13 protein-coding genes are annotated in these 13,492 nt (G+C 30.5%); 6 read left to right on the top strand and 7 right to left on the bottom strand.

The features are described from left to right. Window positions 1–243: 243 nt before the first annotated feature. Window positions 244–567, top strand: a complete 324-nt coding sequence (locus ABXT47_RS05080) for a hypothetical protein (RefSeq protein WP_415308050.1) — start codon at window positions 244–246, stop codon at window positions 565–567. Further along, entirely contained in the window at window positions 567–992 is a 426-nt protein-coding gene (locus ABXT47_RS05075; RefSeq protein ID WP_415308049.1) for a hypothetical protein, read from the top strand. The genes ABXT47_RS05080 and ABXT47_RS05075 overlap by 1 nt, the downstream gene beginning before the upstream one ends. Window positions 993–994: 2 nt before the next feature. Here ABXT47_RS05075 and ABXT47_RS05070 read toward each other — a convergent pair whose 3' ends face one another. Next, window positions 995–2,017, bottom strand: a complete 1,023-nt coding sequence (locus ABXT47_RS05070; RefSeq protein WP_415308048.1) for an NAD-dependent epimerase/dehydratase family protein — start codon at window positions 2,015–2,017, stop codon at window positions 995–997. Between the two features lie 106 nt (window positions 2,018–2,123). Here ABXT47_RS05070 and ABXT47_RS05065 point away from each other — a divergent pair, with 106 nt between their 5' ends. Next, window positions 2,124–2,507, top strand: a complete 384-nt coding sequence (locus tag ABXT47_RS05065; protein WP_415308047.1) for a winged helix-turn-helix transcriptional regulator — start codon at window positions 2,124–2,126, stop codon at window positions 2,505–2,507. Between the two features lie 2 nt (window positions 2,508–2,509). Here the strand turns inward: ABXT47_RS05065 and ABXT47_RS05060 are convergent, their stop codons facing one another. Genes ABXT47_RS05060 through trxB form a run of 3 tightly spaced genes read right to left on the bottom strand, consistent with a single transcriptional unit; the run spans window position 2,510 to window position 5,085 of the window. Next, window positions 2,510–3,457 carry an ADP-ribosylglycohydrolase family protein gene (locus ABXT47_RS05060; protein ID WP_415308046.1) on the bottom strand — a complete coding sequence of 316 codons (948 nt, stop codon included), beginning with the start codon at window positions 3,455–3,457 and terminating at the stop codon, window positions 2,510–2,512. Between the two features lie 5 nt (window positions 3,458–3,462). Then, complete coding sequence (locus ABXT47_RS05055; RefSeq protein ID WP_415308045.1) at window positions 3,463–4,137, bottom strand: SDR family NAD(P)-dependent oxidoreductase; 675 nt, start codon at window positions 4,135–4,137, stop codon at window positions 3,463–3,465. Window positions 4,138–4,140: 3 nt separating this feature from the next. Continuing rightward, window positions 4,141–5,085 carry a thioredoxin-disulfide reductase gene (gene trxB, locus ABXT47_RS05050; protein ID WP_415308044.1) on the bottom strand — a complete coding sequence of 315 codons (945 nt, stop codon included), beginning with the start codon at window positions 5,083–5,085 and terminating at the stop codon, window positions 4,141–4,143. A gap of 21 nt (window positions 5,086–5,106) precedes the next feature. Here trxB and ABXT47_RS05045 point away from each other — a divergent pair, with 21 nt between their 5' ends. From ABXT47_RS05045 to ABXT47_RS05035, 3 genes are all read left to right on the top strand, one after another. After that, complete coding sequence (locus tag ABXT47_RS05045; RefSeq protein WP_415308043.1) at window positions 5,107–6,060, top strand: mitochondrial fission ELM1 family protein; 954 nt, start codon at window positions 5,107–5,109, stop codon at window positions 6,058–6,060. After that, the gene (locus tag ABXT47_RS05040) at window positions 6,047–6,709 is read left to right on the top strand and encodes a hypothetical protein (RefSeq protein WP_415308042.1); all 663 of its coding nucleotides are present in this window, start codon (window positions 6,047–6,049) and stop codon (window positions 6,707–6,709) included. Before ABXT47_RS05045 ends, ABXT47_RS05040 begins: the two co-directional genes overlap by 14 nt. 178 nt (window positions 6,710–6,887) lie before the next feature. Then, on the top strand, window positions 6,888–7,943 hold the full coding sequence (locus tag ABXT47_RS05035) for a D-alanine--D-alanine ligase (protein WP_415308041.1): 1,056 nt from the start codon (window positions 6,888–6,890) through the stop codon (window positions 7,941–7,943). On the opposite strand, the gene ABXT47_RS05030 is transcribed toward ABXT47_RS05035, so the two are convergent. The 3 genes from ABXT47_RS05030 to carA are packed head-to-tail and all read right to left on the bottom strand — an operon-like array spanning window position 7,940 to window position 13,485. Continuing rightward, on the bottom strand, window positions 7,940–9,085 hold the full coding sequence (locus tag ABXT47_RS05030) for a glycine cleavage T C-terminal barrel domain-containing protein (RefSeq protein WP_415308040.1): 1,146 nt from the start codon (window positions 9,083–9,085) through the stop codon (window positions 7,940–7,942). The genes ABXT47_RS05035 and ABXT47_RS05030 overlap by 4 nt on opposite strands. Continuing rightward, window positions 9,075–12,311: a carbamoyl-phosphate synthase large subunit gene (gene carB, locus ABXT47_RS05025; protein ID WP_415308039.1), complete on the bottom strand. Its 3,237-nt coding sequence runs from the start codon at window positions 12,309–12,311 to the stop codon at window positions 9,075–9,077. Before carB ends, ABXT47_RS05030 begins: the two co-directional genes overlap by 11 nt. Beyond that, complete coding sequence (gene carA / locus ABXT47_RS05020) at window positions 12,289–13,485, bottom strand: glutamine-hydrolyzing carbamoyl-phosphate synthase small subunit (protein ID WP_415308038.1); 1,197 nt, start codon at window positions 13,483–13,485, stop codon at window positions 12,289–12,291. Before carA ends, carB begins: the two co-directional genes overlap by 23 nt. Between the last annotated feature and the right edge of the window lie 7 nt (window positions 13,486–13,492).

Below are 13,492 nucleotides of genomic sequence, written 5' to 3'. Positions count from 1 at the left end.
ATAATTGACCCATAAAACCCATCCTAATATACCTGATTTGGGATTTGTTAGTCTTGGATTATGGCACACATAATAGGGGGAGTTGGAATAGTAATGCTATTAATCTTATTTTATTGTGCGATTGCTATACTTTATTAATACATCAAAAAAATTTATTTCAAAACTAAAAGAATTAAGAAATCTGCAATCAATTTTATCTAATAATTGTATATTTGGTAACAAATAACATTTACACTTCTTGCAATGCATTCTTGTAAAAAAATTTTCATTTTCCTTATAATCTTTTTTTTTTATTCAACACTGCATGCGGAAACTAAAAAATTTTATCCTGAAGGTAAAATTAGATATTTTACAACGTTAATCAGTGATGGAGGAACCAATTATAACAATACTAGGCCAGGTTTGGTAATTGATTCGCATTTTACATATTTGCTTAATAAAAATTTTGCTATCCGCAGTGTTAATCACATTATTAATTATGACGATACAGTTAACGATGGAACAGAGCAGAATTTTGAATTTGATCAAAGACTAGGCTTGATAATTAAAAAAAAAATCTTGTACTAATGCCTTATGCAAAAATTACTCACCACGATAAAAATGTGTCCACACAAAATGACAATTCTCATTTAGGATTCGTGTTCCAGGCTAAATTACATAAAGATTTATTTTTTGACTATGATTATAGGGAAGAAACTAGCAATGGTGCAAAAATTTATCAAACTGGGTACGTATATGGCGATAAGGTAACAAATGTTAAACTTACAAAAAAAAATCTTTTTTTCTTAGATGTTTTTCCTGTTCATCTAAAAATTGCTCAGACTGATGTAAGTAATTTTAGACGCAGTCGTGTTATAAAGACAACTTTAAATGTAAATAAAAAAATAGATCTTGCTATCAAATATGTTGATAATAGCGGTAAGAGTTTTTTTAAAAACAATGTGGCACAAAATAGAAATTATCTTGTAGCTGAATTTGGGTATAAGTTTTAGTTTTAAACTAAACCTAATCTCACAACAGATTTAGCTGTTTCGGATATACAACCTTTTGCAGGATTAAATTTTATCCCTAATAACTCTTCGGCATAGGTTGTGTCAGTTTGCATTACAATCTCAAGGTCTGGAATCAAAGTTTTAGCACTCGAGTCAAACAAACTAATTAATTTAACCATAAAATTTGGTAGTTCTTTTTTGGGAAGTTTTTTTGCATACTCTGGCATTGCTTCAGCCATTATTTGGGATAACTCAATTAGTTTTTTTACTTCTTTTCCAACAATTAATCTTCTACCACCAACCTTGGTATTTCCAATACAAGCAACATGTGCTTTTGCAACATCTTTTACATCCGAAATCAAAATTCCCCATTTAGGTGCTGCTGGAAATTTGCCTTTTAGAAACTGTCTAACATATTCAATTGAAGTTCCTCCTTTTTTATCTAAGGCATCACCAAATACTCCACCAGGATTAATCATAGTTAATTTATTTTTTAATCCTTTGTTCTCCATTAGTTCCCACGCTGCCTTTTCAGCTTTTGTTTTTGATAAAAAGTAGTCGTTTACTCCCTCTTTCCAGTTTTCATCTGTCCAATCATTTTCGTTAAATGAATATGGATTACTTCTGTTAGGTTTCCTAAACATGGCCGCAATTGAAGAGGTAACTATAAATTGTTCAACATCAGCATTTAAACCTGCATTTAAAACTCTCAGCGTTCCATCCACAGCAGGTGCTAATAAACTATTTCTATTATTAGAAACTTTAAAAGGAAATGGAGATGCAAGATGCATTATATATTTACAACCTTGAGCTGCTTCATTCCATCCATCATCTTTTAAAAGGTCTAATTCAACAAAAGATAATTTATCTATAGAAGCATGTTGGCTTATAGTTTCCTTAGTTTGTTCAATTAAAGTATTATTTCTAACAGTTCCTAAAACTTCATATCCAGCGTTTAATAATTCTATTGTAGTATGTTTTGCTATCCAGCCACTTATTCCAGTTAATAATACTTTATTTGTCATTTTGTCGTTCCTTTTAATTAAATTTTTTGTTTTGATACATATGGACATAAATAATCTTTTATCAACTAATTATAAGCTTACTAGTCACTTCAAAGTTACTTAAATCATGACTGGTCATTTTTTGTTATTAGTTTACAAAAGAGATATGGAAAAAACTAATCAAAAACAATCATGTCCTTTTTCAAACGTTATGGAATTATTAGGAGGAAAATGGAAAATTTTTATTATTGCAAGAATCTATGAAAATAAGAAAATAAGATTTAATGAGCTTAAAAGATTAGTAAATAATATCAGTCCTCAAGTGTTGGCAAGAAAACTTGATGAAATGAGAAAAGATGGTTTGGTTGTTAAAATTATTAATAAATCTCAAAACGTAGAATATAAATTAAGTGAATTCGGAAATTCAGCAATACCAATAATATCTGCTTTAAAAAAATGGAGCTTAGGTAGAAAAAAAGAAATTTCAAAAATAGTTCAATTAACTAAGTAATGTTATTTTTGATTTAAAATTTTTTTAGCTGGATCTGTTTTTTTTATCCATGATTTTGGAATTGAATTAATACCTTTTAAAGCTGCAAAATATGCTCCAATGAAATTAACCCTAGAACAATTACAACCACCAGCTTTAATAGTTCTTAAAATAGCCCCTTTATAATTTGTTGCATTAATAATTGAATGGATTGAACTGTTAAATGTCCCAGGATAGCTACATGCCATTCCTAATTTTTTAACTACTATTGGGTGAGGCTTTGATTTTAATCTTTTTACTTTTTTAATATCCTCAACAACACTTTTAAAATATGAATTTTTTTTAAATTTTTTTAAGAATTCATTTATTGGATCTTTAGCACCCTTTAGAGCCAAATCTATTAGATGAAACTTAGCTAAAGCATACTTAAGGCTTATTTTTGAAACAGTGACTGTCGAGATAATCTTTTTTAAGCTATTAAAATCATAACCATATAAAAAATAGGGTAAAGCAGCACAGTAACCATCAGACTCATTAACTTTAGCACCACCTGTTAATTTCTTTCTAGCTTTAATGTTTTTAACTGTTTCAATAATATTTTGGTGTATCCAAGGCCCTTTAATTATACCTCGCCAATCTTTAACTTTTCTATATTTAGCTCTTAGATTAAGGTTCTTCCAATAGACACTTCCTGGACCAAAGTTTTTGGTAATATTTTTTTTAAATCTTTCTTCAATATTTTCATGCCCTTCAACTAATGTTTGAAACATGACTTGACCAACTTCGTTATAGCCTGAAACTTTTCCAGTTTTAATATTGTAAAAAGGACTCTTATTTTTTTTTAAGAAAGTAAAATCTTTCTTTCCTTTAATATAAGTTAGTAGTTTCTTTTGATTATAAACCCAGTGTAATGGTCTAGCTGCAGCATCAGCAACAGTAGCTCCTAAAAATACGTGTAGATTATTTTTCATTAGATTTAAAATTTCTCAACAGATGTTCTTAATTGAGTTTCCCAAGACCATGCACTTTTATCTTGGTTGTGAAACTGAAGATATACTTTTGCAATTTCATCAGGATGTATAGTCTTATATGATCCATAATTTTCTTTGCCAATACCACCATCGATAATAAAATGTCCAATATGAATGTTTTGAGGATGTAATTCTCTTGCTAATGATTGGGCTAAGCCCCTTAAACCAAACTTGCCCATTGCGAAAACAGATGACTCTGGAAAACCTTTTATACTTGCGGTAGCCCCCGTAAAAAAAATACTTCCACGTTTTTTTTTAAGCATTCTTTTTGCTGCTTGCTGAGCTACTAAAAAGCCACCATAACATGTAACATCAATTGCTTCATGTGCTTTTTTGGGATCCAGATCAACTATACTTCCCCCAAGACTTTTTGAAGGATTATAGATTACCAAATTAGGAGCACCAATTATTTTGTCAGTTTTCTTAAATAGGTTTGTTACACTTTTAATGTTAGTAGCATCACATTTAATTGTATTAAGACCAATTTCTTTTTTTAAATTTTGAAGTTTTTCAATATTTCTTGCTGCCAGAACAACTTTCATTCCTTTTGATGCAAATAAGTGTGCTAACGATGCACTCAATCCACTTCCAGCTCCAACAATTAAAACTGACTCACTCATTTATTATGATGACAGATGTTTTTCAGCTTCAAGTGCTGCCATACAGCCCATTCCAGCTGCAGTTACAGCTTGTCTGAAAGTTTTATCCTTAACATCACCTGCAGCATAAACTCCAGGGATATTAGTTTCGGTAGAATCTGGTTTAGTTATTAAATAACCTTCTTTATCCATATCCAACTGTTCTTTAAATAAAGCTGTTGCTGGATCATGACCAATTGCAATAAATAAACCATCTATTTTCATTTCTTCAATCTTATTAGTTTTTAAATTTTTAATTTTAATAGCTTTTACATTTTTAGGTTCACTGTCTCCAATAACCTCTTCAACAGCACTATCCCAAATAATTTCAATTTTTTTATTTTCCATTAATTTTTTCTGAAGTAATTTTTCTGCTCTTAAAGTATCTCTTCTATGAATTAATTTTACTTTTGATGCAAATTTTGTAAGAAACATTGCTTCTTCAACAGCAGCGTTACCACCACCAACGACTGCTACAACTTTTTCTTTAAAGAAAAAACCATCACATGTTGCACACGCTGAAACACCAAAACCTCTATAAGCTTGTTCCGATTCTAAGTTTAACCATCTTGCTTGAGCACCTGTAGAAATTATAATGCTATCTGCAGTATACTTTTGTCCACTATCACCAACAGCTTCAAAAGGTGTAGATTTTAAATTTACTGATCCAATATGATCTTCAATCATTTCTGTACCAACTGCTTTAGCTTGATCTTTCATTTGATCCATTAACCATGGACCTTGAATTACATCTGAGAATCCTGGATAATTTTCAACATCTGTTGTTGTAGTTAATTGTCCACCAGGTTCAGAGCCATATACTAAAACAGGGCTTAGCATTGCTCTTGCCGCATAAACTGCAGCAGTATAACCAGCTGGACCAGATCCTATTATTAACACTTTTGTGTGTTTTGTTGGATTTTGACTCATACAAAAGTTATATAAGGATAAATGACAAAATTAAAAGGGTTATTATTGACAGAGGGCATGCACGGCATGATTAGCCAAGTAGAAGGTCTAGCTAAAGCTCTTGATTTAGATTTTATACACGAAAGGATTGAACTTAATAATTTTTGGAAATTATTTCCACCAAAATTAACACCTGTTCAAGATTTTGTTTTTAAAAATAAAATTAATAATGAGTTTGATATTGTTATTTCTTGTGGAAGAAAAAGTGTAATCCCATCAATTTATTTAAAGAAAAAATTTAAGAGTAAAATCATAAATATTCACATTCAAGAACCTAGAGTCTCATTAAATAATTTTGATTTTGTAGTTGTGCCTGAACACGACGGTTTAAAAGGTAGCAATGTATTTACAAGTAAAGGAGCAGTACATTATTTAACACATGATGAATTAGATGAAAATGAAAATTATTTAAAATCTAGAATTAGCACTGAAAAGAAAATCGTTACATTAGTACTAGGAGGGCCTACTAGATATTATGATTATAATAATCAAGTCATAGAGGGTATTTTTTCAAAAATTAAGCAAAATTTTTTAAATAATAACTATCAATTAATAGTTGTTCCTTCCATGAGAACTCCTCAAAATATAATTGAAAAAGCCAAGAGTTATTTTGATAAAGATCAGATTGTGATCCCAGATGTTGATAAAAAAGCTTATCTTTCTTCATTAAAAATATCAGACCATATTGTTGTTACTTGCGATTCTACTTCGATGATTTCAGAAGCTGCAATTACTGGAAAACCAATTTATGTAGCTCAAATGCCAGCAATTAAAAACAATCAAAGATTTAAAAGTTTTTTTAATTTATTTGAGTCTTTAAATATAATAAAAGAATTAAATAATTCTGTTGAAAATTGGACTTACACTAAATTAAATGAAACTAATAAAATAGCTGAGCAAATAAGAGAAAAAATAAAACAACATGACTTTTCTTAATTCAATTTTAAATAAATCCAAGGAACATAACGATCCCTTTAAACATTGGGAGTATAATGATGCTTTAACTGATGGGGCTATTGAAGAAATTATTAAAGCTGACATACCAGATGTTAGTAAGAATAATTTAACCTATGATGGCACAAGAGCAATTGATGGTGGTGCAGCAGAATTCAGAGAAGGTATTGCATCTGGAGGACAGGCAATTAAATTTAGATGTTTTGTTACAAAAGAAAATGCAGATGCATTTCCACATTTAGTTAAATTTATTAATGAATTACAATCAAAAGGAACCCATGAAACTATTTCCAAGATGATCAACAAAGATTTATCTAACTCATATGTAAGAGTTGAAGTTATTTGTGATAGAGAGGGTTTTTGGCTAAAACCACATTGTGATATTAAAGAAAAATTATTATCAGGCTTGATATTTGTTAACAATGCAAATGAGTCTGAAAATTTGGGTACAGATTTTTATAATGAAAAATTAGAAAAAGTTAAGACAGTTCCTTACAAAAATAACTATGGATATCTATTCTCTAGTGGCCCAAATACCTGGCATGGCATGGAAAAAAAAGAGATTATTAAAGAAAGACGTTGTTTACAGGTAAATTACGTAACTTTCCCTACAGATTGGAAAGTCGAGTAGCATTAAAACCTTAAAGACTTGTATCTATCAATCACTATAGGGCATACACTTAGTTTTTTTTAGATACTGCCAGATAATTTTACACTTCATTACTTAGGCAATAATTTTTTAGAAAACAACTTTATTAGAATAGCCCATCATTCATGCTTTTTTGCATGGATCATGTGTTGGATTTATTATGATTATAAAAGATATAGTAAAACAAAGAATTCCAGAAATAGGTAATATTTTACCTTTAAAAAAAAATAATATAATTCCAATAAAGATTAATAAATCGATAGAAATAGTTGTAGTCCCTAACTTTGGAGAGGTAAACTCGCATCAAGATAACGTTGGAATTATTCTAGAAGAAAAAAATGTTCTAAGGATTTTATCTAAACGATATAAAAATGTTTCAATCACTGAAATTAATTCTGAAGAGGATCTTGAAGCGTTGGTTAAAAGAAAACCTGATTTAGTTTTCTCTGGTGTTAAGTACTTCTTTTTTAACAATAGAAATATTTGGCTAAATGATTATTTAGAAATGTTTGAAATTCCATATATTGCTTCAAGTAAAGCAGCCCTTGATAATGAAAGCGATAAAAATAGAGCAAAGAAGATTATGCAACAAAATAATATTAGAACTGCAGATTTTTTTATAACAAACCCGGGTGAATATTTAACTGAAAGTTCAATACCAATAAAATTTCCTCTTTTTATAAAACCAGTAACTGGTGGAGACAGCAGAGGTATAGACAAAAATTCAATTGTATTTAATTTTGAAAGTTTTACAGCAAAAGTATTAGACATTAAAATAAAGCAAAATTCACCTTCTCTAGTTGAAACATATTTAACAGGAAAAGAATATAGTGTTGGTATTTTTGAAGATAGTATTGATGGAACTTTAAGAGCTATGCCAATAGAAATTATTGTAAAAGAAAATATCGACGGTCATTGTATTCTTGATTTTAATGTTAAAAAAAATGATGAAGAGAATGTTACTCTTGTTTCTGATATTGTGGTTTTTGACAAACTTTCTAAATTAGCAAAAGACTCTTTTAAGGCTTTAGGTGGAAAATCTTTAGGTAGAATAGATATTAAAATGGATCATTTAGATGTTCCTCATTTTATAGAGGCAAATTTAATGCCAGGTCTTCGAAAAGGTTATTTCTATAGATCGTGCGTACTAAACCTTGATATGGGCTATGAAGATATGATTTTTAGCATAGCAAATACTGGCCTATCCTCTCATTAAAAAGATGTTGATGTAATTTTTTTTTTTGGATCAAAAAATGGTTTTTCTACAACAACGCATTTAAATTTTTCTTCATTTATTTGAACATTTAATTCAGTATTAATTTGTGAGAACTCAATATCTACAATTGCAAGAGCAATATTTTTTTTGATCCTGGGAGAAAAAACAGCAGAAGTCACTTTTCCAATTTTTTTAGTTTCAGAAAATAAAGTCCAAAAAGTTGTATTGGGACCTTTTAAATCACTACAGTCAATTTCTAAACCTACTTGTTTTCTTTTAATACCTTCTTGTTTAATCTTTTTAAGTGCATCTTTACCAATAAAATTAATATTGCTATCTAGACTTACCAATCTATCTAACCCTAGCTCAAATGGATTTGTATTGATGTCTGCATCTGCATGGTATGACAACATACCTCCTTCAATTCTTCTAATTGAAGATGTGTGACCAGGCTGTAGGCCAAAATCTTTTCCTGCTAACATTATTTTTTCCCACAATTTATTACCCTTAGAGCCATCTCTTAAATATAATTCGTAGCCAAGCTCACTAGACCAGCCTGTTCTTGAAACTATCAAGGGAATACCATCAAAATTGATTTCTCTTAGCCAGTAATATTTAAGATCTCTAATACTTTCTCCAAATAATTTCACCATGATCTCGCCAGAGTTAGGTCCTTGTAATTGTAATGGTGAAACGTCTGGTTCAACTATTTTTACGTCTAATTTTGAATTAACAGCTACTCCCTGAGCCCAAAATAAAACATCACTATCTGCAAGAGATAGCCAAAAATGATTTTCTGCCAATCTTAAAAGAACAGGGTCATTTAGTATTCCACCATCACTATTAGTAATCAAAACATATTTACATTGCCCAATTGCAAGTTTTGTTAAATCTCGTGGCGTTAATAGTTGAATAAATTTATAAGCATCAGGGCCAGTTATTTCAACTTGTCGTTCCACAGCCACATCGCAAAGAATTGCTGTCTTAACTAAGTTCCAAAAATTTTTCTCAGGATCTCCAAAGTCACGAGGAATATACATATGATTATAAACTGAAAAACCAGTTGCTCCCCATTTTACTGTTGAGTCAAAGAAAGGTGATTTTCTAATTTGTGTACCAAAGCCAAAGTTTTTATTTGCCATATTTAATGTCTTGAAGTGCAGTTACTGTAATTTCTTTTGTTTTTAATGATCTAATCCCCATTAAGCAAGCTTGAGCAGTAGACATGTTTGTACAATAAGGAACTTTATTACCTAGTGTTGCTCTTCTTAAAGCCATTGCATCATGAAGACGATGTTCACTATTTCCACCACCTGTATTAATAACTAAAGCGATTTTTTTAGAATTTAATACATCAACAATGTGAGGAGATCCTCCACTAACCTTGTTTATTTTTTTGCATTTTATTCCATATTTACGAATATATTCAGCTGTTCCACCTGTAGCACATAAAGTAAAATTTAATTTTAATAATTGTTTTGCTAAATCCACACCCTCATCTTTATGACCATCTTTAAGAGAGATAAATGCTAGGCCTTTAGTAGGCAAAGAGTTTGAGGCAGCAATTTGGCTTTTTGCATAAGCCATACCAAAATCTTTATCAAAACCCATAACTTCACCTGTAGATTTCATTTCTGGGCCTAATAATAAGTCACTATTTGGGAATTTATTAAAAGGGAACACTGCTTCTTTAACTGCAAATAAATTTTTATTTTTACTTTTTAAATTAAATTTAGATAACTTTTCACCTGCCATTACTCTTGAAGCAATTTTTGCTAAAGGTAATCCTTTGGCTTTAGATACAAAAGGAACTGTTCTGCTTGCTCTTGGATTTACTTCGATTACATAAATTTCATCATTTTTAATGGCAAATTGAATATTCATAAAGCCTTTAACATTTAAAGCCAAAGCTAATTTTTTAGTTTGAATTTCTATTTCAGTTATCAGCTTTGGTTTAATTGATATGGGAGGTAAAGCGCAAGCAGAGTCACCAGAGTGAATACCAGCTTCTTCAATATGTTGCATGATACCTGCAACAAATACTTCTCTTCCATCAGATATTGCATCAACATCCACTTCCATAGCGTGACTAATGAATTTATCTATTAATATCGGATTATCTTCTGCAGCTTTAAATGCCTCTTCTACAAAGTTTTTTAATTGACTTTTTTCATGAACAATTTCCATCGCTCTTCCACCCAGAACATAAGATGGTCTTACCATTAAAGGCAGACCAATTTTCTCAGCAATTTGAATGGCTTGCTTGTAAGTTTTAGCAATACCACTTTCTGCTTGTTTTAATTTTAATCTATCAAGTAATTTTCTAAATCTATCTCTATCTTCAGCTAGATCAATTGATGTGTACTGCGTACCTAAAATTGGAAGCTTGTTATCATGTAAAAACTTTGCAAGTCTTATAGGGGTTTGTCCACCAAACTGAGCGATGATCCCTACAAGGTTTCCTTTTTGCTGTTCTTTTTTGATAATATTATAAACATATTCTTCTTTAAGAGGCTCAAAATAAAGTCTATCACTTGTATCGTAGTCTGTTGAAACTGTTTCTGGGTTACAGTTAATCATTATAGTTTCAAAACCACTATCTTTAAGAGCGTAACTTGCTTGGCAACAACAATAATCAAACTCAATTCCTTGGCCTATACGATTCGGTCCACCCCCTAAAATTATAATTTTTTTTCTTGAAGAAGGCTCTGCTTCACACTCTGAGTTCAAAGCATAATTTCTTTGGTATGTTGAGTACATATAAGGCGTGAAAGATTTAAATTCAGCAGCACAGGTGTCTACTTTTTTGTAAACTGGTAATACTTTTAAAGCAGTTCTTTTTTTTCTAACAAGGTCTTCAGAAATTTTAGTAATTTCAGATAATTTTTTATCAGAAAAACCTATTGATTTAATTCTATTAAATTCATTGTAATCTTTAGGGAGACCTCTTTTTTTAATTTTATTTTCCTCATCAACAATTTCTTTTATTTGCTCTAAAAACCAAGGGTCTATCTTACAAAGTTGGTGAATTCTTTTAATATTTATTTTTTTTCTAAACGCTTCAGCAGCTAATAATATTCTGTTTGGAATATTTTTTTTAAGTTCTTTTTCTATTTCTTTTTTGCTAAGTGGAAAAATTCTATCTAAGCCTGAAAAGCCAATTTCAAGAGAAACTAATGCTTTTTGAAGAGATTCTTTAAAGTTTCTACCAATTGCCATGGCCTCACCAACTGACTTCATTGAAGTTCCAAGAATTGCCGCAGAAGTGGAGAATTTTTCAAAGGTAAACCTTGGTATTTTAGTTACGACATAATCAATACTTGGCTCAAAAGAAGCAGGTGTTGTTTTGGTAATTTCATTTTTTAATTCATCAAGCGTGTAGCCGACAGCAAGTTTTGCTGCAACTTTTGCAATTGGAAATCCAGTTGCTTTAGATGCAAGAGCTGAAGATCTAGAAACTCTTGGGTTCATTTCAATGATAACCATTCTGCCATCTTTAGGATTGATTGCAAATTGAACATTTGATCCACCTGTTTCTACTCCAATTTTTCTAAGACAAGCAATAGATGCATTTCTCATAACTTGGTATTCTTTATCCGTAAGTGTTAGGGCAGGCGCAACTGTAATTGAATCTCCCGTGTGAATTCCCATTGGGTCTATGTTTTCAATAGAACAAATAATAATACAGTTGTCTTTTTTGTCTCTGACAACTTCCATTTCAAATTCTTTCCAACCCTCGAGGCATTCTTCAATTAAAATCTGACTAACAGGGGATTCGTGTAAACCATCTTTAACTATTTTAAGATATTCTTTTTCAGATTTGGCAATTCCTCCACCCAAACCACCCAAAGTAAATGCAGGTCTAATTATTGCAGGTAATCCAATTTGTTTTAATACTTTTGCTGCATCTCTAATATGATTTACCACTTTAGATTTTGGTAAGTCCAAACCAATATCTAACATATTTTTTCTGAATTTTTTTCTGTCCTCTGCATTAGAGATTGCCTTAGAATTTGCACCAATTAATTCAATCTTATATTTTTTAAGAATTCCTTTTTTCTCCGCTTCCATTGCTAAATTCAAAGCAGTTTGACCACCCATTGTTGGTAAAATTGCATCTGGTTTTTCTTTTTTTAGAATTTTTTCTAATACCTCTAGAGTTATGGGCTCAATATAAGTTTTATCTGCAACACCAGGGTCTGTCATGATAGTTGCTGGATTAGAGTTAATTAAAATAACTTTATAACCTTCATCTTTAAGGGCTTTGCAAGCTTGTGTACCCGAATAGTCAAACTCACATGCTTGACCTATGATAATTGGTCCAGCACCAACAACTAGTATAGTTTTAAGATCTTTTCTTTTTGGCATTTTTTTTTATGTTGTTAATAAATTCTTTAAATAAGTAAACACTATCTTGTGGTCCTGGATTTGATTCAGGATGATATTGAACAGAAAAAACAGGTTTATTTTTTAATCTAATTCCTTCAATGCAATTATCAAATAAAGACTTATGAGTTACTTCAATATTTTTTGGTAATGTTGCTCTTACAATTTCAAAGCCATGGTTTTGACTAGTAATTTCGACATTGTCTTTAATTAAGTTTTTAACTGGATGGTTAGCACCTCTATGACCAAGTTTCATTTTTTTAGTTTTTGCACCAAGTGTTAAGGCTAGAATTTGATGACCAAGACAAATACCAAAAATAGGTAAATTATTTTTGATTAATTCTTTAATGATTTCAATTGCATATTCTCCAGTTGCTGCAGGGTCACCAGGGCCATTAGATAAAAAGATCCCATTTGGCTTTAATTTAAGAATGTCTTTTGCACTCGTTTTGCATGAAACCACTGTTACTTTACAATTAAGATTTGAGAAATATCTTAGGATATTTTTTTTGATTCCATAGTCAATTGCAACAACATGTAATGATTTTTTTTTATTTTTTAAGTAACCAGTTTCTTTTTTCCAAGTTTTAAAACCTGACCAAATATAATTTTTTTTAGTAGTTACTTGTTTTGCTAAATCTAAATTATTTAATCCACTCCATTTTGCTGTAATATTTGCTAATTTACTAATGTTGAAATTACCTTTATTAGAAAAAGAAATGGTACCTTTAGGCGCTCCCTTATCTCTAATATAATTAGTTAAACCTCTTGTGTCCAAACCTGTGATTCCAACAATTTTATTTTTTTTTAACCACATATCTAAATTAACTAAAGATCTATAGTTAGAAGGACTTGTTACCTCAGAGTTAAAAATTACACCTTTGGTCCAAACTTTATCAGACTCTAAATCTTCTTTATTAGTTCCAACGTTACCAATGTGTGGAAAAGTAAAATTGATAATTTGCCCAGCATAAGAAGGATCTGAAATAATTTCTTGATATCCGGTTAGAGAAGTGTTGAAACACACTTCACCCGTGGCAGTTCCTTGATAGCCAATACCAACTCCTTTAAAGATAGTTTTATTTTCAAGAACTAAAACGCCTGTGTGAATCTGTGAGATTTTGTTAGAGCTAATTTTTTTTGCTTTTTTGATCAATTACAAC

Source organism: Candidatus Pelagibacter sp. Uisw_099_02, assembly GCF_047727625.1.
In the GTDB taxonomy this organism is placed as follows: Bacteria; Pseudomonadota; Alphaproteobacteria; order Pelagibacterales; family Pelagibacteraceae; genus Pelagibacter.
Note: the sequence above shows the minus strand (reverse complement) of the source record. Positions and strands in the feature narration are given on the sequence as shown.